At 38.8% G+C, this 21,823-nt stretch carries 21 protein-coding genes; 12 read left to right on the plus strand and 9 right to left on the minus strand.

The window, feature by feature from the left end:
* Window positions 1-16: 16 nt before the first annotated feature.
* On the minus strand, window positions 17-571 hold the full coding sequence (locus tag HCJ30_RS12880; RefSeq protein ID WP_185392478.1) for a bifunctional transcriptional activator/DNA repair enzyme AdaA: 555 nt from the start codon (window positions 569-571) through the stop codon (window positions 17-19).
* Window positions 572-716: 145 nt separating this feature from the next.
* Between HCJ30_RS12880 and HCJ30_RS12885 the strand changes: the two genes are divergently transcribed.
* From HCJ30_RS12885 to HCJ30_RS12900, 4 genes are all read left to right on the plus strand, one after another.
* Window positions 717-1,175, plus strand: a complete 459-nt coding sequence (locus HCJ30_RS12885) for a methylated-DNA--[protein]-cysteine S-methyltransferase (protein WP_185392479.1) — start codon at window positions 717-719, stop codon at window positions 1,173-1,175.
* A gap of 116 nt (window positions 1,176-1,291) precedes the next feature.
* Window positions 1,292-1,687 (plus strand): GntR family transcriptional regulator, encoded by a 396-nt coding sequence (locus tag HCJ30_RS12890; protein WP_185392574.1) that lies wholly within the window; start codon window positions 1,292-1,294, stop codon window positions 1,685-1,687.
* Window positions 1,677-2,555 (plus strand): ATP-binding cassette domain-containing protein, encoded by an 879-nt coding sequence (locus tag HCJ30_RS12895; RefSeq protein WP_185392480.1) that lies wholly within the window; start codon window positions 1,677-1,679, stop codon window positions 2,553-2,555. The genes HCJ30_RS12890 and HCJ30_RS12895 overlap by 11 nt, the downstream gene beginning before the upstream one ends.
* Window positions 2,552-3,616, plus strand: coding sequence for an MFS transporter (locus HCJ30_RS12900; protein ID WP_185392481.1), 1,065 nt, complete (start codon window positions 2,552-2,554; stop codon window positions 3,614-3,616). Before HCJ30_RS12895 ends, HCJ30_RS12900 begins: the two co-directional genes overlap by 4 nt.
* 40 nt (window positions 3,617-3,656) lie before the next feature.
* On the opposite strand, the gene HCJ30_RS12905 is transcribed toward HCJ30_RS12900, so the two are convergent.
* From HCJ30_RS12905 to HCJ30_RS12925, 5 genes are all read right to left on the minus strand, one after another.
* The gene (locus HCJ30_RS12905; protein WP_185392482.1) at window positions 3,657-4,850 is read right to left on the minus strand and encodes an MFS transporter; all 1,194 of its coding nucleotides are present in this window, start codon (window positions 4,848-4,850) and stop codon (window positions 3,657-3,659) included.
* A gap of 154 nt (window positions 4,851-5,004) precedes the next feature.
* Window positions 5,005-6,213: an MFS transporter gene (locus tag HCJ30_RS12910; protein WP_185392483.1), complete on the minus strand. Its 1,209-nt coding sequence runs from the start codon at window positions 6,211-6,213 to the stop codon at window positions 5,005-5,007.
* Window positions 6,214-6,246: 33 nt separating this feature from the next.
* The gene (gene aroE, locus HCJ30_RS12915) at window positions 6,247-7,116 is read right to left on the minus strand and encodes a shikimate dehydrogenase (RefSeq protein ID WP_185392484.1); all 870 of its coding nucleotides are present in this window, start codon (window positions 7,114-7,116) and stop codon (window positions 6,247-6,249) included.
* 59 nt (window positions 7,117-7,175) lie between these two features.
* Window positions 7,176-9,101 carry an oxidoreductase gene (locus HCJ30_RS12920; protein ID WP_185392485.1) on the minus strand — a complete coding sequence of 642 codons (1,926 nt, stop codon included), beginning with the start codon at window positions 9,099-9,101 and terminating at the stop codon, window positions 7,176-7,178.
* A 69-nt stretch (window positions 9,102-9,170) separates the two neighbouring features.
* Window positions 9,171-10,025, minus strand: a complete 855-nt coding sequence (locus tag HCJ30_RS12925) for a sugar phosphate isomerase/epimerase family protein (RefSeq protein ID WP_185392486.1) — start codon at window positions 10,023-10,025, stop codon at window positions 9,171-9,173.
* A gap of 301 nt (window positions 10,026-10,326) precedes the next feature.
* On the opposite strand from HCJ30_RS12925, the gene HCJ30_RS12930 reads away from it, so the two are divergent.
* Window positions 10,327-11,205, plus strand: a complete 879-nt coding sequence (locus HCJ30_RS12930) for a LysR family transcriptional regulator (protein ID WP_185392487.1) — start codon at window positions 10,327-10,329, stop codon at window positions 11,203-11,205.
* 42 nt (window positions 11,206-11,247) lie between these two features.
* Here the strand turns inward: HCJ30_RS12930 and HCJ30_RS12935 are convergent, their stop codons facing one another.
* The 3 genes from HCJ30_RS12935 to HCJ30_RS12945 all read right to left on the minus strand — a co-directional run bounded on the left by HCJ30_RS12935 (window position 11,248) and on the right by HCJ30_RS12945 (window position 14,166).
* Complete coding sequence (locus HCJ30_RS12935) at window positions 11,248-12,552, minus strand: hemolysin family protein (protein ID WP_185392488.1); 1,305 nt, start codon at window positions 12,550-12,552, stop codon at window positions 11,248-11,250.
* 255 nt (window positions 12,553-12,807) lie between these two features.
* Complete coding sequence (locus HCJ30_RS12940) at window positions 12,808-13,677, minus strand: cation diffusion facilitator family transporter (RefSeq protein ID WP_185392489.1); 870 nt, start codon at window positions 13,675-13,677, stop codon at window positions 12,808-12,810.
* 63 nt (window positions 13,678-13,740) lie between these two features.
* The gene (locus tag HCJ30_RS12945) at window positions 13,741-14,166 is read right to left on the minus strand and encodes a low molecular weight phosphatase family protein (RefSeq protein ID WP_185392576.1); all 426 of its coding nucleotides are present in this window, start codon (window positions 14,164-14,166) and stop codon (window positions 13,741-13,743) included.
* 322 nt (window positions 14,167-14,488) lie between these two features.
* Between HCJ30_RS12945 and HCJ30_RS12950 the strand changes: the two genes are divergently transcribed.
* The 7 genes from HCJ30_RS12950 (at window position 14,489) to HCJ30_RS12980 (ending at window position 21,744) form a co-directional block, all read left to right on the plus strand.
* Window positions 14,489-16,633: a penicillin-binding protein 1A gene (locus HCJ30_RS12950; RefSeq protein ID WP_185392490.1), complete on the plus strand. Its 2,145-nt coding sequence runs from the start codon at window positions 14,489-14,491 to the stop codon at window positions 16,631-16,633.
* Between the two features lie 108 nt (window positions 16,634-16,741).
* Window positions 16,742-16,939, plus strand: coding sequence for a PLD nuclease N-terminal domain-containing protein (locus tag HCJ30_RS12955; protein WP_185392491.1), 198 nt, complete (start codon window positions 16,742-16,744; stop codon window positions 16,937-16,939).
* A complete protein-coding gene (locus tag HCJ30_RS12960) occupies window positions 16,939-17,844 on the plus strand; it encodes an ABC transporter ATP-binding protein (RefSeq protein WP_185392492.1) in 906 nt (301 codons plus the stop codon). The genes HCJ30_RS12955 and HCJ30_RS12960 overlap by 1 nt, the downstream gene beginning before the upstream one ends.
* On the plus strand, window positions 17,841-18,635 hold the full coding sequence (locus HCJ30_RS12965; RefSeq protein ID WP_185392493.1) for an ABC transporter permease: 795 nt from the start codon (window positions 17,841-17,843) through the stop codon (window positions 18,633-18,635). The genes HCJ30_RS12960 and HCJ30_RS12965 overlap by 4 nt, the downstream gene beginning before the upstream one ends.
* 69 nt (window positions 18,636-18,704) lie before the next feature.
* Complete coding sequence (gene fumC, locus HCJ30_RS12970; RefSeq protein WP_185392494.1) at window positions 18,705-20,072, plus strand: class II fumarate hydratase; 1,368 nt, start codon at window positions 18,705-18,707, stop codon at window positions 20,070-20,072.
* A 103-nt stretch (window positions 20,073-20,175) separates the two neighbouring features.
* A complete protein-coding gene (locus HCJ30_RS12975) occupies window positions 20,176-21,309 on the plus strand; it encodes a DUF445 domain-containing protein (RefSeq protein ID WP_185392495.1) in 1,134 nt (377 codons plus the stop codon).
* Between the two features lie 81 nt (window positions 21,310-21,390).
* Window positions 21,391-21,744 (plus strand): YlbF/YmcA family competence regulator, encoded by a 354-nt coding sequence (locus HCJ30_RS12980; RefSeq protein WP_008948533.1) that lies wholly within the window; start codon window positions 21,391-21,393, stop codon window positions 21,742-21,744.
* The last annotated feature ends 79 nt before the right edge of the window (window positions 21,745-21,823 follow it).

Consider the following 21,823-nt stretch of genomic DNA (forward strand, 5'->3'; position numbering starts at 1 on the left):
GTTCTAATTTAATTTTTTATTCTTGTTTGTCTCGAAATTGCTTTGGCGACAAACCAGTATGTCTTTTAAAAGTCGTTGAAAAATGGGAGGGATTTGGAAAGCCGGACAGTTTCCCGATAGTTTCAATGGATTGATTAGTATGAAGTAGCTGCTGTTTTGCAAAATCAATCCGAATATTTTCGAGATACGTAATAGGCGTAATCGTCGTAATCCGCTTAAACGTTCGATGTAAATGATATGGACTCCCGTGGCAATCATCCGCAATAATTTGTAAAGTAAGTGGACGAGCAAAATTTTCCTTAAGATAGCTTTCGATATTAGTGACCCACTTGGTATCAGGTAGCGCATTACCACCAGATTTACATCGTTTACAAGCGCGATAGCCATTCGAAAAAGCTTCCTCCGCACTATGAAAAATGACAATATTTTCTTTTTTAGGTAATCGTGATTTACAAGAAGGATAGCAGAAAATCTTTGTTGATGTAACTCCGTAGAAAAAAGAGCCATCAGCAGTCTTGTCATTCGTTGCAATTGCTTGCCATCTTTTTTTTGTTAAGTAATAATCCGACAATGTTATCACCTCAACTTCTTATTAATCATAAACGTTATCAAGCTAAATTGCGAGGAAAACTTTTCTAATCTTGCTTTTATAGTGAAATTGCATAGGAAATCCATCTAATTAAGCGTATAATTAACGTTAGAAAGAGGTGAAGAGAATGGCGACTTTATACTATGATACAATCCACTTTTCAGAAAAAGAGCTTTATTTCGCCGCGACAGATAAAGGGCTAGTTTATATCGGAACGAAAGAAGCACAGATCCAATCAGCCAAGCTTGCCCCAGAGAAAATGGCTCTATATAAAGAAGAAATCTATGCTTATTTGAACGGCGAGCTTACGCAGTTCACTGTACCGCTTGATTTAACCGCGACTCCTTTACAACTCGAGGTGTTCAACGCCTTACAAAACATTCCATACGGGGAAACACGAACCTACACAGAAATCGCCGAGCAAATCAATCGCCCTAAAGCTGTTCGCGCCGTAGGAACAGCGATTGGCAAAAACCCACTACTCTTAGTCATACCGTGCCACCGAGTCATCGGCAAAAATGGCAAATTAACAGGCTACAGTGGCGGAATAGCGATGAAAGAAGCATTATTAACACTAGAAAAATAAAGCTTAAATCAATTTTCTTTTTCATAAGGGAATTGATTTATTTTTTTATCTACTGTACTATAGTAACTAGTACAATTAGTTCTCTTATAGTAGAGTTCATGAAAGCAGGGGGAGAGATGTTTACGATTAACACGAAAAGTCAACTACCAATTTATGAACAGATCGTCCAAAAAATTAAAGAACAAGTTGTCAAAGGGTTATTAAAAGAAGGCGAAAAGATACTGTCAATACGTGAATTTGCTAGTAGAATAGGAGTGAATCCAAACACTGTGAGTAAAGCTTACCAAGAATTAGAACGGCAAGAAGTCATCGTCACGGTCAAAGGGAAAGGCACCTTTATAGCGAATCAAACGGATAAAGTCAATTCGCCAAAAAAGTTAGCAGAGACAAAAGTAAAATTAAAAGAAACAATACTCGATTTAGTTTACCTTGGAATTAATGTAGAGGAAATACATAGATTATCAGACGAATATAGTCAAGACATCATTGGAGGTGACGTGGTTGAAGGTTGATGCGCTTAGTAAAAAAATTGATGGAAAACTCTTACTGGATAAAGTGACATTCGAAGTAAAGCCGGGAGAAATTGTTGGTATAGTTGGACGAAACGGTGTGGGTAAGACAACTCTTTTTCGGACGATAATGGGTTTTTATATCCCAGACGAGGGGGATGTATACTTAGATGAACCTTTGAGCAAAAATCCGCAGTTAAAGCAAAGAATGTTTATGCTTCAAGATAATTTAAGTTGTTGGGATGGATATAAAATTCCAACGATCAAAAAATTCTATCAAAAAACATATCCATTATTTGATGGAGCTAAATTTGATGATTTGATGAAACAAGTCAGCCTAGCCACAGATGTAAAATTTCAAAATTATTCTAAAGGAATGAAAGGTCTTTTTGGTCTCGTTCTGGCACTTTCGATAGGAGCCGATTATATTTTACTCGACGAACCAATGGAAGGCCTCGATATCATCGCTCAAAAGAAAATTATGGGCATATTGTTAGAAGAAGTAGAAAAACGGAAACTAGGAATTATTGTTTCTTCGCACCGTTTAGATGATTTAGATCCGATTGCTGATTATATTCATATTTTGCAGGATAATCATATTGAAGAATCCTATCACCTGGAATCGCTTCGTGAACAAGCCGTTAAAATCCAAATCGCTTTTGAAAATAAAAAAATACCACCTATTTTACTTGAAAATGGAAAAATAATTAATAAGTATGGCCGTGTATATACCATTTTATTCCGAGATATGAATACGGAATTATATGCAGCGATTAAAAAAGAAAAACCAATTTTCATGGATGAACTTGCCGTTACGCTAGAAGACTTGTTTATCTATCATCTAGAAGAACAAGGGGGCGAGGAAGCATGAGTACAGGACTTCTCTGGAAAGAATGGCGTCAGAATGCTTGGGTGTTTATATTTATCATCATCGCTTTTATTGGCTCTGAAGCGACAACGGCAACAAATACAGTTAGTTTATTTAACGAAAACTACAAATATTATCAATCGGAAGAATTTCAAAAATTAAATTCAACTGATCAAAAAATGACAGGGAATGAAATAAAAAATGATTTAAGCTTAACGCCGTATGATTTTGAAGGAAATTTAGCACTTTTCTTCTATATATTTTTATTCTTGGGATTAAAATTAACGGTTTTTGAGAAAAATAAGCAGATGGATTATTTTACGTTTGGCTTACCGTATTCAAGGCGGCAACTGTTTTGGCATAAAATGCTTATTCCGCTTGTTTTGATTTTCTTGATAGGACCTTTAATTATGCTTGGAAGGTTTATGTATATTTATCAGCAAATACCGGAAATATACTTACCAAGTGTGCCAGACGCGTTTATGTATATTGCTTCTTTTTCACTGCTGTTTTTATTCTCTTATATGTTAGCGATGGCAGTTGGAAATTTAGTTGGGGAAATCATTACAGCTGGTATTATCGCTATTGGCTCGGTTGTGAGTTTTCTCTATATGTTCCCAGGAGCGTTAACTAATTTGATTGTTGGATTTAAAGCCTATTTTTCTGGGAAGACAATTGCTGATGTTGATGGTGGGGCAGTGATGTTGTTCAATGCACTTCCAACCCCAATTTTAAGAGGGGGAATGGCGTTAGGGGAATTTATCGTTTTAATTGCTTTATCGGTAGTAATGTTAATCATTAGCTGGTACGCAATGAAAACCGCCTCTTTAGAAAATAACGGTAGATTCTTAATGAATAACAAGTTCCGTCTACCGATACTAATTATTGGCTCCATTTATATCACTATTTGTTTAAGCGGTCATTACGCCAGTTTCGACTATGCAAAATTAATTACGACTGGACAAGTTGCTGGCTTAGTAATTAAAATGATAGTAATTTTAATCGCAGCAGCTGTTGCTTTTTGGATACTTATGTACAAATGGAAAACGTTAAGAAAACATTAAAAAAGGTCGAGAATGGGATTCGCCATTCTCGACCTTTTTGCTATATATGATCACGAGCAAATTTTTTCTTTCTTGCAAAAACAACTAGTAAAAGCGCTAATCCGAACAATGCAATGCCAGCGTTTAGTAAGAAAATAGCGGCAATATCAACTCGGGAAATAGCTGCGGCGATTAGTGGAATAATAAATACGGCAATCCCTTCCGCAATAGTGTAAAGGCTAGTAACAAAGCCTTTTCCGCGAGCTGAAACTTCGGCAAGTAACGTGAGCCCTAGTTGAATGATTCCTCCAGCAGAGAAATAACCAAGTAAGAAAGCTCCAACGATACATACGATTTCGCTTGGGAAAGCAAATAAGGTGAAGGAAATGAGCATCGTCATAGTGATGTAGGTAATTAAAATATACAACGTTCGCACGCCGCGATTTCCTAAAACAAATGTTACACATACGCAGATAATCGCTCCGACACTCGCATAGCTGACAAGTAATCGGGAAGCATCATCGGTCATATGGATGACTTCAGATCCGTATTTAGCAATCCATTGACTCATAATATAAAGTAATGTTTGAGCGACAAAACCAAATAAGATTAAACAAATTTCATCAATACTAAAATGAAACTTCTGCTTTTTCTCTTCGGCAAGTTCTGCTTCAAAATCTAGCGGTTTTCCAACAGTCATTGGCGGGAAAGTACGCGTTAACGTATAGAGCAAGTTGATAAGTAAAATGACGATTAAAACAACAAAGCTCCAGCCATACCACAAGTTGTTTGCCAAAATGAAAGCAATCATGAACGGTAAAAGGAATTGCCCAGTTTGTACGAAGGCTTTAACGATAATGTTGGCAGATGCAGCTTTTTTGGGATAAGCTTCCATAAGTGCGGGATAAGTTCCTGTGTCTAAGAAGGAGTTAGCTATCCCAGCGGAAATCCCAAATGCATAAGCGATAATCGTGTTTGGACTTAATAAAATACCGCCTAAAAAGACAATGTAGAAAAACACACCGAGAATAACAGACAACTTTCGACCAAATTTATCGGATAGTTTTCCTGAAATAAATACAGCTAATAATTTACCAATCCCAAAGGAAGATACAACGCCGGCAGCACCAGCTAAATCTGTATGCCATTTTTGAGATAAAAAATCAATATTTTGTGCGATGATGATTAACGCCATACCATGAACAAAGTAGTTCATATAAAGACCTAGTGATGTAGATAAATATTTATTTTTCATAGTCTGCTCTCCTTTATGTAAGTATGAGGGCTTTTTATTAGAAATGTCCTCTTTTTTCAGGTGTACATATAGATAAAATACATAAGTTTGTGCTTTACTTCACAAATGATATGTAAGTTCAACTGAGCGGGTGAATGCTCAGTTGAATAATTAATTATTTAGTTGCGATTTTAGATTCGCTTTTATAACGCATGTTGACGAAGATTGCTAGTAGGATACCAATAACAGTTATCGCTACATTGAATAATAACACATATTTCGGACCTTCGATACCACCAGCTTTTGTAATATAGCTCGCTACGTTTAAAACGATGTAGTTTGCTAGGCTAGAAGAAATCATGACAATCGAAGTGATTTTTCCTTTATTAGTAGGGAAGAACTCGTTTGCAGTCGATACAGCTAGTTGAAGAACCCCACCAGCAGCAGCGTATCCGATAACAAATCCACCGATTAAACAAATAGTTGGTGTTTGAACGATGTAAATAATTAGTAGCATTAATGTTGCGATTGCTGGATATAGAATCAAAATACGTACTGGTAAAATAAATTTCTTCACGAGAACAGCGGTAATTAAAATCGCGCACATGGTTCCAAGGGAGTAGAATGATTGAATTTTACTTGGATCAGCCATGCCGTATAATTTTCCAAGTTCTTGGTTACAGTTTAACCATAGTTGGAAAGTGGAAGTACAGGTAAAACCAATACCGATAATTGCCCAACTTGTTGCGTTGAATTTCATTTTCGCAGGTTTTGCTTTTTCGCCGCCAACATTGTTGTTCATTGGAGGGAACGGCATAAATGCGATAATTAAACCATCAATAACGATTAAAGCCATTGTAATGATGAATAGTGTACGGAATGACATATTTGCCGCTGCAACCATACCAATTGCGAAAGGTAAGACGAATTGCCCGATAGAAATGGAGAATTTAGTAAACATGTTGGCAATCGCGCCATTTTTCGTGAAAATTTCTAAAACAGATGGTGTTACAGCTGTGTCTAAGAATGAGTTCGCAGCTCCTCCGACAAAAGCGAAAGCGTAAGCGATATACATATTTGGTGCAAATGCTAGACCGATGAAATAAATGGCATATAAACCAACACCGATTAATGCAGAAGGTTTACGTCCAAATTTATCTGAAAAAGGTCCAGAAATTGGTAGCGTTAGTAAGCGACCTAAGCCAAGTGCCGCGATAACCGCGATAACCATACTTACGTCAAATGTGCCGTCAGAAAGCGTGTCTGCTCCCCATACTCCGGCGAAATCTTGTTTGTATTGGCCAAGAATGGATACCCCAATACCGTGAATAAAATAAGTAAAATAAAGTGCTATTGCTGTTGGATAAAATCTTTTTGCGTTCATTTTTTTCTCCTCTCGAAATCCTGATGAATTTATTTAGTTAAAATATAGATCCTTTACTTCTGAAACTGGCATATCTTTTCCAGTAAACAGTTTGTATGCTTCGGCGCCTTGCCACAAAAGCATTCCTAATCCGCCAACTATTTTACAACCAGCCGCTTCTGCATCTCGTAATAGTTTGGTTTTCTTAGGGTTATAAACAATGTCTGTTACGATGAGTTCTTTTCGAAAAACAGCGGGATCGTTAATTGGTGTTTCCTGTTCGTTTGGCTGCATACCAACGAGTGTTGCGTTGACAAGGATGTCGCTAGTTGCAATTTCCGCATGTAATCTTTCTGTATCGTTCAAATCATAAATATGTACGATGCAATGTGGTACTTCTTGTTTAATCGAAGTAATTGTTTGTTTTGCTTTTTCATAAAAAGCGTCTTTAATATTAAAAATGGTGATTTCCTTGGCCCCATCAAGTGCACACTGGACTTGGATTGCTGTAGCCGCGCCACCAGCACCGATTATAGTCATTTTTTTACCGGCAACATCGACATGAGCATCTCGTAAATTTGCAACAAAACCGAGGCCGTCTGTGATATGCCCGGTTAGTTTCCCGTTTTCATTTACGATTGTGTTAACAGCGCCAATCATCCGAGCAGCAGGGGAAAGGTCATCCATGTATTTTAAAACTTCACTTTTACAAGGCATGGTTACGTTAGAACCACGAAGGTTAAATGTTTTAATTGCGCTTATCGTATCGGCAACTTTTTCAATAGGGGTGTCAAAAGCAAGGTAGGCATAATCCAAACCAGCTTTTTGAAAACTGTAATTATACATGATTGGAGATTTTGAATGATCTATGGGTGAACCAATTAAGCCAAGCAGCCTAGTCGTTCCTGATATTCGATTTTCCATGTTTCCTTTACCTCCGAATGAATCATACTCGCTGTCCTCACAACGAGTATGACAACAAATTATAATTGTAATACAGCGTCTAGTGCTTCTTTCGTTGCGTCTAATGCTCGGCGTGCGCGAATGGCATCACCGATAACATAAGTTTCAGGTACGATTTTCTTGATAGCTTCTTCTAGCGGGTTATAAGCTCTTGAGCCCATTGCCAGCACAACAGAGTCAAAACCGTCAATTCGGTATTCTTTGTCATCTGCTAAGGAATACGTTACCCCGTCTGCAAAGAAACTGGTCACTTTTGCGTTAGTCACACTTTTGATTTTATATTCATCGAAATCGCGCATAAGGAATTTGCGATGCTCAGAAATGACATCTGCTCCGACTTCATCGCGTAGTTCAACAACAGTAACCTCATGACCAGCTTCACCTAGAAATGCAGCTGTTTCACTACCAACCATGCCGCCACCGACAACAAGAACTTTTTTGCCACAGGTTTCTTTACCATCCAGTAAGTCAACTGCGTGGATTAATCCAGCATCCTCAATTCCTGGAATAGGTAAAACAAGCGGGGTTGCTCCAGTCGCGATAATAACGGCATCTGGGGAAACTTCCTGAATAAGTTCTGTTGTGACAGGTGTATTCGTTTTAATTTCCACATCGAATTGCTCGCATTTTTTAATATAGCTGCGAACCATATTGGTCAAATCACCTTTACCGGGAGGATAGGCTGCTAGGCGCATTTGGCCGCCAATCATATCAGATGCTTCGTATACTGTTACATCATGACCTCTGGAGCCTGCCATCCATCCAGCATAAAGTCCGCCAACGCCGCCACCGACAACAACCACTTTTTTACTTGGTGTTTTTGGTAAGTAAGCTTCGGATTCGCGCCCGAGTAGTGGATTGACTAAACAAGTAATTGGTTTGCCGGCATACATGTTAGCGACACAACCTTGAAGGCAAGCGATACAAGGAAGTAGTTCATCCAATTTGCCAGCCGCCGCTTTGTTGGGTGTTTCTGGATCTGCTAAAGACTGACGCCCAAAGGCAACTAAGTCAGCACGGCCTTCACGAACCATTAATTCTGCATAATGTGGCTCGGTAAAACGACCAACCGTAATAACGGGGATAGAAACGGCGCGTTTAATTTGCGTCACAAGGTCGGAACTGAATCCTGCGTGCAAGACAGTTGGCGCCCACATGTATTCATCGCGAATGTGAACACTACGGGAAACATGCAAACCATCCAAACCGCAATCTTCTAAATATGCGGCAACCGTCGCGCTATCTTGAACGCTAAGCCCGCCGTCCACGCCATCGGTACTATTAATCCGGCAGAGAATCGCGACAGAATGCCCAACGCGCTTACGAATACTTTCAATAATAAGTCGTGGCAACCGCATTCTATTTTCAAAACAACCGCCAAATTCATCTACGCGCTTGTTCGTCCGGGCAGATAAGAAACTACTTACTAAATAGCCATGGGCACAATGAATTTCAACTGCATCCGCGCCCGCTTTTTTTGCTCGTAAAGCGGCTTCTCCATAGAGCTCGATTAATTCGTATAGCTCTTCACGGGAAATGGCTTCTGGCGTATTTCGTCCAGCAGCAGAGGCAATCGCAGAAGCGGCTTTTAAAGGAAAACCAGATACTTTGGAATTCCCTTCCGGTCCAGCATGCTGCAATTGCACAGAAATTTTAGCTCCCGCATCATGGCATACATCAATCACTCGTTTAAAACTAGCAATTTGATGATCGCTATAAAGACAGGCTTTATTGGCGCCACCTTTTGCACGGACATCTACTACAGTCGCTTCAAACGTAATCAGTCCAAAGCCACCAAGCGCCCGTTCTTTATAATAAGCAAGGGAAGTATCTGATAAAGTTCCATCTGTATTCGCATAGTTGTTACACATTGGTGATACTACAAATCGGTTAGGCACTTTCATCGGCCCGATATCAATGGGTGAAAACATCGAATTAAATTTCAAAAATAACACTTTCCTTTCAACAGGGAATCGTTCTTTTACGTTACAATATTCACATAATCGGATAGGCGTTTACTTTGGAGCAATCTCTGGCCATGCTTCGTCTAATACTTTTTTTGTGGCATTATATACTTTGATTGCCGCATATTCTAAACCAGTTGCGACCATGGAGTCTGAGATAACTTCAACTCCCATAACACGCGGATTAACACCATGTTCTTTTAAAATTTTTGCAAAACCGACCGTATCTCCGTATCCTTCTCCAGGAGCTAAACGATCATGAAGTGACTCTTCGCGCAGTTCTTTGTAAGGTGTTTCGTGGACATCACATAATTGAATGGATACAATCCGATCAGCGGGAACATTTTTGATAGATTCGGCTGTTTGGTTTGCTCGAGCCCAGTGCCACGTATCGCAAATTAGTTGTGCGTTATCACGGCCACACGCTTCTGCAACCCGCCAAGCTGTTTGTAAGTCCGGAACACCACTATAGGGCATGAATTCTAAACCGATAATTAATTCTTCGGCCCGGTCACATAGTTCACCAAGCGCGACAATGATTTGTTCTTCAGGGAGTTTTTCAAGCAAGCCGCAGTTAATATGTTTGACGCCGAATAATCGCGCCATATGAAAAGTGGTTTGCTCTTTCTTTTGTTGTTCCACCGTACGATCTTGGGCAGTGCCCCACTGTGTTATGTACTCGACTTCGGTTACTTTCATGTTGTGCTCGTCTAAAATTCGCAACATATCTTCGTCGGTTAATCCGGCAGCTAGTGCGTCAACATAGTTTTCCGCGCGCAAGCCAATTCCGTCAAAACCATTCTCAGCAGCGACTTTGACACGTTTAGGAAACGATACCTCCGTTCCAAGTGTGTAAGAGCTAATCGTGATGGGGCATTTTTTTAAGTTGCCATTTGCATTTGTCATAAAAATTATCTCCTCTCCATAATAAAAATTACAAGAAACTTTGATAATATTTTCACAAACACCAGCAAAAAAATAAATTCCACTAAATTAAAAATCTCTGATGTGATAACGCCTTCAATAGTTGAAAAATGAACTGGACAGTTAACCTATTCTACCGTATATTGGTTTTTAAGGAATAAGTTTATTTCACTGGCGTAACTACAGTTTAATTGTATTATGACTATTCCATAAAAACAAATTGGTATTATTCTATTAATTGATAGATAAATTGCATAGATAATTTTTAGTGAGGGGAGAAGCCATGAATTTACACCATTTACGTTATTTCGTCACATTGGCGCACATGGAGCATTACACAAAAGCAGCTGAAAAATTACTGATTACGCAACCTAGTTTAAGTCACGCGATTTCCTCTTTAGAACAAGAATTAGGTATTGCTTTATTTGAAAAAGAAGGTCGGAATATCGGATTAAGTAAGGCGGGGAGAGTGTTTCTTGATTATGTGGAAGAATCACTCGATATGCTAGACGCTGGTGTCGCGACTACTAAGAAAGCGGCAAATGGGGAAGGGCAGATTGACTTGGCATTTTTGCAAACACTCGGAACCTCCCTCGTACCAAAGCTCGTTCAAGAATTCTTGCAAACCGAACCAGAAAAGAAAATCGATTTTGTTTTCCATACTGGTGTTTCGATTGATATTATTCAAGGTTTAAAAGAAAAGAAATTCGATATTGGCATCTGCTCCAAACTCGAAAATGAACGAAATATCCATTTTACGCCGATTGCCAAACAAGAATTAGTGCTTATTGTACCAAAAAATCATCCGCTAGCTGAGAAAGACTGGATTGATTTAAGCGAAACCGTAGACTATCCGCACATCGCTTTCTCGAAAAAAAGCGGATTGCGGCCAATTATCGATGAACTATTTAGGAAAATTGGCGCGGAATATACAATCGCCTATGAAATCGAGGTAGACCAAGTGATTGCGGGGATGGTCGCGCAAAATTTTGGGATTGCCGTGGTTCCGAACATGCCAATTTTAAATTATATCGATGTGAAGGTGTTGCCAATTAGAAGTCCGAACTGGGAACGATTCTTTTATTTAGCGGTTGCGAAAAATCAGACCTTAACTCCTGCGGCAGAGCAGTTTAAACAATTTATGTTAGAGCATCGCATTTAAAAAAAAGTAGCTATCCCATCATTGGGATAGCTACTTTTTGCATTAGTCATTCGATTTTTTAATGATTTCGATATACTCAATATGGTGGGGTTCGCCTTGTTTCACGCGGAAAATAAAACCATCGTAATCAATTTCATCCCCAACTTCGACTTCATAATTTTGTGTTAAGAACCAGCCACCGATTGTATCAACTTCTTCTTCCTCGATTTCGGTACCTAAAATATTATTTACTTCATCAATCAGAAGTTTTGCATCGACAATATAATGACCGTCTTTGATTTTGCGAATTTCAGGAATTTCATCCGCATCAAATTCATCACGGATATCGCCAACGATTTCTTCAACAATATCTTCTACCGTAACAAGCCCAGAAGTACCGCCGTATTCGTCAAGTAAAATCGCGATATGAGAACGTTCGCGCTGCATTCGGAAAAGTAATTCTTTAATCGGAATCGTTTCAATCACTCGAATAATCGGTTTCACGTAAGGGTCAATGCTAAAACTAGGATTGGAACCGTGTTCTACATAAGCCGATAAAATTTCCTTCAAGTTAAGTACGCCGATAACATGGTCTTTATCGCCATCAATGACCGGATAGCGTGTATAGCGTTCATTTTGCATAATGTCGGATAATTCGCCGATAGTAGAACCTGTATCAACCGTCACAATCTCGGTTCGCGGAATCATGACTTCTTTTGCCATACGTTCGTCAAAATCGAAAATCTTATTCACATAACGAAATTCCGATTGGTTGATTTCGCCGCTTTTATAACTTTCACCAACGATTATTTTTAACTCGTCTTCGGTATGCGCAATTTCATGTTCAGAAGCAGGTTCTAAGCCAAAAAGACGCGCGATGAAAACCGCAGATCCATTTAGAATCCAAATGAATGGGAACATTACTTTATAAAAAATATGCAGTGGACGAGCGACCGAAAGCGCCACAGCCTCTGTTTTGTCGATTGCTAATGTTTTCGGTACAAGTTCGCCGACAACCACGTGTAAGAACGTGATAAAAAGAAAGGCAATCGTGAAGGAAAGAATCGTAATAGCAGATTGCGGTAGTTCCATTAAACTAAACAATGGATGCAAGGCAGCTTCTACGGTAGATTCCCCTAACCAACCAAGTCCAAGAGAACTAATCGTTATCCCGAGTTGGCAGGCTGATAAGTAAGCGTTCAAATGGTTGTAAATATGTCTAGCAAGGGCCGCGCGTTTATCTTTCTCCGCAATTAATTGGTCCAAGCGGCTCGGTCGCATTTTAACAATCGCAAATTCCGTTGCCACGAAAAACGCCGATATAGCAATAAGTAAAGCTATAATTAAAAATTTAATGGTTAATATCAATAAATCGCCTTGACAGAAATAGTTTCTGCTAAGGCAAACACCTCCTAATTTAATATAAATAAGCTTATGATAAAACTATCTATATAGAAGAAAAGCCGCTCTGGAAGAGAACTCCTCCAATGTGTTGCTGCATATTTTTCATTCTAGTTAGATAATTTGTATGAATTAGTTTCTCTGCCCCATCGAATATTCCCTCCCAGCAAATGATACTTTAATCTAAATTATAGTTGACTTTACGGCGATTGACAACGAATATTATTCGAAAAATGGTTCAATATGAACTAAAGTAAACGCACCTTCATACTTACTTCGAATTTTTTGTTCGACAATTTCGGTGATTTCATGACTTTTAACAACATTCAACTCAGGGTCAACAGCAATCGTTGCATCAATCCAAATTCGATTACCATTCATTCGCGCTTTAATATCAATCACTTTTTTCACATCAGGGACGGACGCAATTAAATCGTGAATCGTTTCAAGCTTAGAAACATCAAAGCCGTCCGTTAACGAATGAGCAGCATCGTAGAAAATTTTGACAGCCGTATAAACAATTAAAACGCCGACTAAAAAAGCTGTTACTGAATCGAGCCAAGGAACACCAAGTACTGCCCCGATAATTCCAATAAATGCGCCAAAACTAACCAACGCATCCGACCGATTATCATAAGCAGCAGCTCGCACCGCTTGGCTATCTATTTTTTTCGCAAGCCGGTGATTATATAAATAAACGGCGTACATAAATACACCAGAAAAGAGCGCGACGACAGCAGTTAATATCGATGGTGTTGCAAATTCCTTTTCGATAATATGAACAATCGAGCTCCAAATAACTTGGACACCCACTAGGAACATAATAATAGACGCAATCAACGAGCTAATGGTTTCTGTGCGTCGATGTCCATAGGAATGATCAGCATCAGGTGGAATTCGCGAAATTCGAAGGCCAATTAAAAGCGCCACAGAAGCGATTATATCCGTTGTATTATTCAAACCATCAGCAAGTAGGGCATCGGAATTTCCCAACTGGCCAGCGACTATTTTTAACACAGCGAGAAATAAGTAAGCAAATATACTCAAAAATGCCGCTTTCTCAGCCTTTTTTAAATCGTTGTATCCATCCATTATGTATGACTCCCTTCTCTTTTAACATAAAAGTCCCGCCTACAAATGGCGGGACAACAGAATCTAAGCCTCTATCAATACGTGCTCTAAATTTTTTACGGATAAAGCAATGTTATCACACACTTCTTGATAACTTGCCCATTTTTTTGGTAACGCTATTTCTTGTTCTGGATCATCAATGTCCCAATAAATAATCTTTTCTTGTATGTCAGCGGGAAAATTTGGTGCAGTTTCATATGCAGAATCATAAATTGTTACAATGAGATCAGCATCTGCCAGTAGTTCAGAGCTCGGGGAATAAGACAAGCTTTCAGGTGGCTCAATCGCAAACTCATTCAACGCTTCTGCAATAAATGGTGTTGCTTTGGATTTATGCCAAGAACCGCTAATGAATTTGACATTGCTAAGTGAAAGTCTTTTCGCCCAGGCTTCAGCAATGGCACTTCGAATATGCGTTTGTGATAAAAAGTAAATCAGCTTTTGCGTCATATTCCAATTCCTTTCCGGCTTATTAATGCGTCCATGTAAAACGTCTGCCATTACTTGTTGTACACAGTATATAGGTGATTCTTATTACCAAAACACAAGTATTGGTAACAGTAATATCTACCCTTTTTAAACTACTAGAAACATTAAAATGAAGAAATTGTAAAAAAGAGGTTAACAAATATGTAGGAAATATGGATTATTACAAAAATATTACAAAAATCGGTCTAAAGTTGGTGGCATAAAGTTGCTTTTTAACGTAAAATACGTGTATAACTGTGTTTATAGTTTTAGTTAATACCGTGTAGAAAGATAGGAGAGTTACATGGACAAATTCAAACAACAACTTATTAAATACCTGAAATTATTCTTTGGTTTTATCGGAAAATGGATTAACAAAGGATGGCAGAAATTTAGACGCTTCTGGAAAAACAAACATATCGGAAAGATTTTTTTACTAGCTGGACTCGTATTCTTATTAAGTTTTATTATTTATCTTGTAGTTGTAGCAAAATCTGCTGATATAGATGCTTTGAAAAAAGGTCTAGAATCCGCCACGATTATTTATGACAAAGACGGAGACAAAGCGGGCGAGCTATCTTCTACGGACGCAACATTTGTATCCATCAATAAAATCTCTAAAAATCTTCAAAATGCAGTCGTTTCCATTGAAGATAGAAAATTTTACGAACATAAAGGCTTTGACTTAAAAGGGATTGCCCGAGCTGGCGTTAACCTAGTCACAAGCGGAGGTATTTCTGGTGGTGGTAGTACAATCACGCAACAACTTGCCAAGAATGCGTTACTAACACAAGAACAAACCTTTACACGAAAAGCGAAAGAAATTTTCATGGCTCGTGAAATCGAGAAAACTTATTCCAAAGATGAAATTATGGAAATGTACTTAAATCGCTCTTATTTTGGTAACGGAGAGTGGGGAGTCGAAAATGCTTCCTTAAAATATTTTGGGAAGTCAGCGGCCGATTTAAATATTCCGGAAGCCGCGACAATAGCTGGATTACTTCAAGCTCCAAGTGCATATGACCCGTATCAACATATCGATAAAGCAACGAACCGCCGCAACATGGTCTTAAATGCAATGGTCGAAACAGGCGACATAACAAAAGCAGAAGGCGAGAAATATAAAGCAACGAAAATCGTTTTAAATGATCAATCAAAAGATCCACTTGCAAATAAATATCCATGGTATGTCGATGCAGTTATAAACGAAGCTGTCAATGAAGCGGATATAACACAAGACGAAATCATGCAAAAAGGGTATAAAATCTACACAGAATTAGATCAAAACTATCAAACCTCTTTAGAAAAAGTATACAATAACGACAATTTATTCCCATCGAATGCGAATGACGGTACATTAGTTCAATCTGGCGCAGTCTTAATGGATCCAGCAACTGGTGGCATTCGAGCGCTTGTTGGCGGTCGCGGTGAACACGTTTTCCGTGGTTTTAACCGAGCAACTCAAATGAAAGCTCAACCAGGTTCGACGATGAAACCTCTCGCAGTTTACACACCAGCGCTTCAAGCAGGTTACGATGTTGACTCGATGCTAAAAGATGAAAAAACAACATACAAAGGAAACTATACACCAACCAATGTTGGCGGCGTTTATAGCGGAGAAGTTCCTATGTATAAAGCCGTTGCAAACTCGATTAATGCCCCGGCCGTTTGGTTACTTGACCAAATTGGTATCGATAAAGGCGTTAAATCCGTTGAAAAATTTGGTATTACCGTTCCCGAACAAGATAAAACATTAGGTCTTGCCCTCGGTGGTATGAGTAAAGGTGCTTCGCCAGTCGAAATCGCAACCGCTTATGCTACATTTGCCAATAATGGTGCAAAACCAGAATCACATATTATTACTAAAATTGTCGATCCATCAGGCAATACAGTATACGAAAATGTGCCTAAAACGAAACAAATCATCTCAGAAACCGTTTCTAATGAAATGACATCGATGCTACTTGATGTTATCAACACAGGAACAGGTCGAAGTGCGGCCGTTTCAGGTCACGAAATGGCTGGGAAAACAGGTTCAACCCAAGTTCCTTTTGATGATACTAACGGAACAAAAGATCAATGGTTTGTTGGTTATACGCCAAACTTGGTCGGTGCCGTTTGGATGGGATTTGATAAAACCGACAAAGAGCATTATTTGACAACAACAAGTTCTGCGGGCGTTTCCAGTTTGGCGCACTACGTAATGAATAGTGGCTTACGATATCAAAAAGCCACAGACTTTAGTACGAAGAGCGCTGCACAAGAAACTGCTGCGAAAAAAGAAGAGGAAGAAGCAACGAAAGATAGTGGTAGCGACTTCTGGGGCAGCGTAAAAGAAAAAGCAGATGAAGCCGGTGAAACAATTAAAAAAGGCGCCGATAAAGTAAAAGAATTTGGCGGAAAAGTTTCTGACGGTATTGGAAATTTAATTGATTCGATAGGTAATTAATGGAAAGCACATTTTACTAGTTTACCGCTAGTGAAATGTGCTTTTTTATATTGCATTAATATTATAACTGTTATACAATGAGTATAACAAAAGAGTGAGGTGAAAACTTTGGTTAAAACACAATTAGCACTAATTATACCCGTATTTCTTCTTTACTTAGCACTATTATTAACCGCAATTATTGATTTAACGAGAAACTGGAACACACGCAAAAATCCAATCATTTGGCTTGTTGTGATTATCTTTATCAACATCTTTGGCCCGATTGCCTACTTTATTTTTGGGCGAAAAGAGGATGCTAAATAATGAAAAATTTAGAAATTCGAGGGCTAAAGAAAAAATACAATGGAAAATGGGTTATCAAGGGGATTGATTTAAGCATTAACGAAAAAGAATGCGTAGCCTTAATCGGTCCGAATGGCGCCGGCAAGTCAACGATGATTAATATGATTGTCCAAATATTAACCCAAGATGAAGGCCAAATCACTATCGATGGAAAAGATGCTAAATCTGTCCGGGAGAAAATTGGCTTTTTACCGCAGTATCCAGAATTTTACGGCTGGATGAGCGCGACAGAATGCCTCCATTTTATGGGAAAACTATCTAATATGGAGAAAAAAGATTTAGAAGCGCGTATTCAAGAAGTTTTATTACTAGTCGGACTAGAAGCGAGCGCGAACAAAAAAATCAGCACCTTTTCTGGTGGCATGCGCCAACGCCTTGGAATTGCGCAAGCCATCTTACATCGACCGGAACTACTTGTGCTAGATGAACCAGTTTCTGCGCTTGATCCCATTGGTCGTCGTGAAATGATGCTCCTTTTAGATAAATTAAAAAAAGAAATTACGATTTTATTTTCCACACATATTTTAAAAGATGCCGAAGAAATTTGCGACCGCATTGCTATCATTAAAGATGGTGAATTAGTTGCAGATAAAACAGTGGCACAGCTGATGAAAGAAGAGAGTTCTCCCGTATTTGATGTCGAATTGAATGGCGATAGCGATACTTGGCAAAAACTACTTCTACAAAATAATTGTGTAGAAAAAATCGAAAAAGTGGGGATGGTATATCAAGTCTATACAACGGATCAGAAAGCAGGAGCAGAAGCGATTTTGAGTTCCTTGCTAAACATAGACGGGGAGTTTATCCGCGTCGAAAATAGACATCAAAGCTTAGAAGGAATTTTTATGGAGAAGGTGGGCAAATGACACATTTTAACGCTTTACTAGCAAAAGAATGGCTTGAACAACGTCGGAGTTTAAAAATTATTTGGCTGCCAATCGTTTTCGCTTTGCTCGGGCTCACCCAACCATTAATGATTTATTTTTTACCCGAAATATTGAAAGCTGTTGGTACTGGAGCAGAAACGGAACAAGTCGTTGCTTTGATGGGAAATCAATCGGCGCAGGAAGTAATGGCACAAACGCTTGGTTCTCAATTTGATCAAATTGGCATTATCATTATTATCGTCGTTGCAATGGCTTGTATTCAAAATGACCGTACAAGAGGAATGCTAGCGTTTATTATGACGCGACCTGTGAGTGCTGTCGAGTACGTGTTATCTAAGTGGGTCATGCAATGTGTAGTGGGTCTCTGCTCGCTATTAATTGGTTACGTGCTAGCCGCTTATTATACGTACTTTTTATTTGGTGAATTATCGGTTCAATCTTTAGTGGAAGGCTTTTTAGTGTATGCACTCTGGTTTGTTTTTGTGATCAGCCTCGTTGTATTTGCAAGTGCTGTTTTCGATAGTAATGCAGTCGTAGCAATGCTTAGTGTGTTTATTGCGATAGTTTTAGGCGTCATTAGCGGTTTTGGCGGGTGGATTCAAATGTTTAATCCAGCATATTTAAGCAAAAACGCAACGATGCTTATTATGTCAGAAAAGACGATGGATTACTTTATCCCATCGCTCTGCATCACTGCTGCATGGATTATGTTACTTGTAAGCCTAACTATTTTAATGATTAAAATCAAACCTTTGTCGAAATCAGAATAGCGAACATTATTCGTGAGTTTTGCGAAAACATCCGGTTTATACTAAAATAGAATAAAAAGGGGTGGCGAAATGGAACGAATAGAGCGAGATACACTTGGAGAAATTTCCGTAGATGCGGCTAAATATTGGGGAGCGCAAACAGAACGAAGCAGAAGGAATTTTGCAATTGGTGATAATCAAATGCCAATCGAAATTATTCATGCTTTTGCCCAGTTAAAGAAAGCCACAGCGACAGTAAATGCAGCGGAAGGCAAATTATCTAAAGAAAAAACGTTAGCAATTGGCAGCGTTTGTGACCAAATCATTCAAGGTGAGCTAGATGCCCATTTTCCTTTAGTTGTTTGGCAAACAGGAAGCGGGACACAGAGCAATATGAACGTCAATGAGGTTATTGCGCATGTTGCCAATCTTACATTAGGCGAAGGACAGATTCATCCGAATGATGATGTCAACATGTCACAAAGCTCGAATGATACGTTTCCAACAGCAATGCACATCGCGGCCTACGAAGCTATAGTAATAAATCTTTTACCAGAAATAACTAAAATGGAAGCCGTTTTAACAGAGAAGAAAAATAAGTATATGCAGCTCGTTAAAATTGGTCGAACACATTTACAAGATGCAACCCCGTTAACACTTGGACAAGAAATTAGTGGCTGGGAAGCGTGCCTAACGAATAATAAAAACTATCTTGAATCAAGTATGAAAGCCATTTTACCACTGGCGATTGGTGGGACGGCAGTTGGGACAGGTCTGAATGCTTCACGCGATTTTGGGGATAAAGTAGCCGAAGAATTAATGAAGCAAACGGGATATCCTTTTACGTCTGATTCCAATAAATATTTTGCTTTAACTAGCCATAGTCCGATTAATTTTGTTCATGGGGCGATTCGTAGCCTTGCGTCTGATCTAATGAAGATTGCTAATGATATTCGTTTCCTAGCAAGTGGACCTCGTAGCGGCATTGGCGAGCTGACGATTCCTGCCAATGAGCCGGGTAGCTCGATTATGCCGGGAAAAGTGAATCCGACGCAGTGTGAGGCGATTACGATGGTTGCTGCACAAGTGATGGGAAATGATACAACCATCAATGTTGCTGCGAGCCAAGGAAACTTTGAACTCAATGTGTATAAACCAGTAATCATTTTTAATTTCCTCGAGTCTGTCAAACTGCTTTCAGACAGCATGCGCTCGTTCCGAATTCATTGTTTAGAAGGACTTACCGCAAACGAAAGCGTCATTGAAACGAAAGTGAATGACTCGCTAATGCTAGTAACAGCCTTGAATCCACACATTGGTTATGAAAAAGCTGCCAAGATTGCCAAACTAGCTTTTGATGAAAATACCACGTTAAAAGAAGCGGCAATCAAAACCGATTTTGTCACCGAAGCGGAATTTGATTTATGGATTGATCCGCTCAAAATGACTAATTTGTAATCTCATACTTTAGAATGAACTTCCCTAGAAACAATTGTTGTCTAGGGATTTTTCACGTATAATGAAACCACTTTTACTAGACAAATATTAGGAGATGCAAAACATGTCAGTGTTATTTACGATACTTTTAATGGCAGTGATTGGTGGATTTATCGGCGCTATGACGAACTATATCGCGATTCGAATGCTTTTCCGCCCATACAAAGCCATTTATCTTTTCAATAAACGATTACCATTTACACCCGGACTGATTCCCAAACGACGAGATGAACTTGCCGAGCACATCGGAAAAGTAGTCGTAAGCCATTTACTCACAGAAGACGCCATTCGCGCCCGACTGCTGGATGAAACCTTACAAAAAGAAATAACCGAAACCATCACAAAAATGTTCCACGAAAAAATGCAATTAGAAACAACACCTAATGAATTATTACACTATTTTGGCTATGAAAATGCAGAAGTACGCTCCATTGCGTGGTTAGAAACAACATTAGAAAAAGAAATCAACCATTTTCTAACGGCAAAAAAAACTACCCAAATGAGCGACTTAATTCCAGCCATGCTTGAGACAGAACTAGCAACCAAGCTTCCGCATGTAACAGAAAGAATTACGAGTAAAATGTCCGTTTTTATCGCAAGTGAAGAAGGCAAAATCCAAATTAAACAAATGCTACAAAAATTCTTTGAAGAACATGGGAAAATGGGCAGCATGGCTAGAATGTTCATCAATGTTGATAGCTTCTCTGAAAAAATTCAACAAGAAGGATTAAAACTTATCAGTCAAGACGATACGAAAAAACTCATCAACCAGCTCTTAACAACAGAATGGCACAATTTTGAAGCGAAAGAATTACAAGAGCTCATCCCAACAGAAAAACAAGCACATTTGGCAGGGCAGCTGACTTCTGAACTAATTCAAGCAGTTCCGCACGATAAACTATTTAATCAACCAATCCAAGCGATATTAAGCAATTATGAAGCAGCTATTACAGAAAAAGTGATTCCTTTCGCTGTTGAACGAATGCTTGATTTTGTAGCGACACATAGCGCGGATATAGTGGCACGAATGGATTTAGCCAAATTAGTCGAAACGCAAATCGCTACTTTTTCCTTGCCTGAAATTGAAAAACTAGTTGTCGAAATATCCGGAAGAGAATTAAAAATGATTACTTATTTAGGCGGGATTTTAGGCGGATTTATTGGAATTATTCAAGGAATTCTCGCAATGTGGATTTAGTTCTTTTATACTGGAATAACCTGCGACTTTTTGTTATAGTGAAACAGAAGTGACAAATACAGATATTTGGAGGATTTATCAATGGCAGTTAATATTTATGATTTAGCACATGATTTAGACAAAGGAATTCGTGAAACACCTGAATTCATCAGCTTACAAGATGCATACCGTGAAGTAAACGAAAACGCTGACGCAAAAGCAAAATTCGAACGTTTCCGTGATGTTCAAGTAACAATCCAAGAAAAACAAATGACTGGTCAAGAAATTGACGACGAAACAGTAGATGTAGCACAACAAGTTGCCCAAGAAGTTCAAGAAAACGAATTAATCGTTAAACTAATGGAAAAAGAACAAGCGATGAGCATGATTATTAACGATTTAAACCGCATCATCATGACACCATTGCAAGATCTATATAACGTAGCAAACGACTAATTTGTATGAATCGAAGTGGCGTGATTATTTGTTATTTATTTAGCAAATAATCGCGCCACTTTTTTATTTGAAATGCTTG

The organism is Listeria cossartiae subsp. cossartiae, assembly GCF_014224155.1.
Lineage (GTDB): Bacteria > Bacillota > Bacilli > Lactobacillales > Listeriaceae > Listeria > Listeria cossartiae.

What these genes read in the sequence shown, in the direction of transcription:
- HCJ30_RS12975 (WP_185392495.1), top strand. Translation starts at nt 20,176, where the DNA reads ATGTCAGTGTTATTTACGATACTTTTAATGGCAGTGATTGGTGGATTT.
- HCJ30_RS12925 (WP_185392486.1), bottom strand. Translation starts at nt 10,025, where the DNA reads ATGACAAATGCAAATGGCAACTTAAAAAAATGCCCCATCACGATTAGC.
- HCJ30_RS12930 (WP_185392487.1), top strand. Translation starts at nt 10,327, where the DNA reads ATGAATTTACACCATTTACGTTATTTCGTCACATTGGCGCACATGGAG.
- HCJ30_RS12890 (WP_185392574.1), top strand. Translation starts at nt 1,292, where the DNA reads ATGTTTACGATTAACACGAAAAGTCAACTACCAATTTATGAACAGATC.
- HCJ30_RS12960 (WP_185392492.1), top strand. Translation starts at nt 16,939, where the DNA reads ATGAAAAATTTAGAAATTCGAGGGCTAAAGAAAAAATACAATGGAAAA.
- fumC (WP_185392494.1), top strand. Translation starts at nt 18,705, where the DNA reads ATGGAACGAATAGAGCGAGATACACTTGGAGAAATTTCCGTAGATGCG.
- HCJ30_RS12945 (WP_185392576.1), bottom strand. Translation starts at nt 14,166, where the DNA reads ATGACGCAAAAGCTGATTTACTTTTTATCACAAACGCATATTCGAAGT.
- HCJ30_RS12950 (WP_185392490.1), top strand. Translation starts at nt 14,489, where the DNA reads ATGGACAAATTCAAACAACAACTTATTAAATACCTGAAATTATTCTTT.
- aroE (WP_185392484.1), bottom strand. Translation starts at nt 7,116, where the DNA reads ATGGAAAATCGAATATCAGGAACGACTAGGCTGCTTGGCTTAATTGGT.
- HCJ30_RS12940 (WP_185392489.1), bottom strand. Translation starts at nt 13,677, where the DNA reads ATGGATGGATACAACGATTTAAAAAAGGCTGAGAAAGCGGCATTTTTG.
- HCJ30_RS12900 (WP_185392481.1), top strand. Translation starts at nt 2,552, where the DNA reads ATGAGTACAGGACTTCTCTGGAAAGAATGGCGTCAGAATGCTTGGGTG.
- HCJ30_RS12980 (WP_008948533.1), top strand. Translation starts at nt 21,391, where the DNA reads ATGGCAGTTAATATTTATGATTTAGCACATGATTTAGACAAAGGAATT.
- HCJ30_RS12905 (WP_185392482.1), bottom strand. Translation starts at nt 4,850, where the DNA reads ATGAAAAATAAATATTTATCTACATCACTAGGTCTTTATATGAACTAC.
- HCJ30_RS12910 (WP_185392483.1), bottom strand. Translation starts at nt 6,213, where the DNA reads ATGAACGCAAAAAGATTTTATCCAACAGCAATAGCACTTTATTTTACT.
- HCJ30_RS12885 (WP_185392479.1), top strand. Translation starts at nt 717, where the DNA reads ATGGCGACTTTATACTATGATACAATCCACTTTTCAGAAAAAGAGCTT.
- HCJ30_RS12965 (WP_185392493.1), top strand. Translation starts at nt 17,841, where the DNA reads ATGACACATTTTAACGCTTTACTAGCAAAAGAATGGCTTGAACAACGT.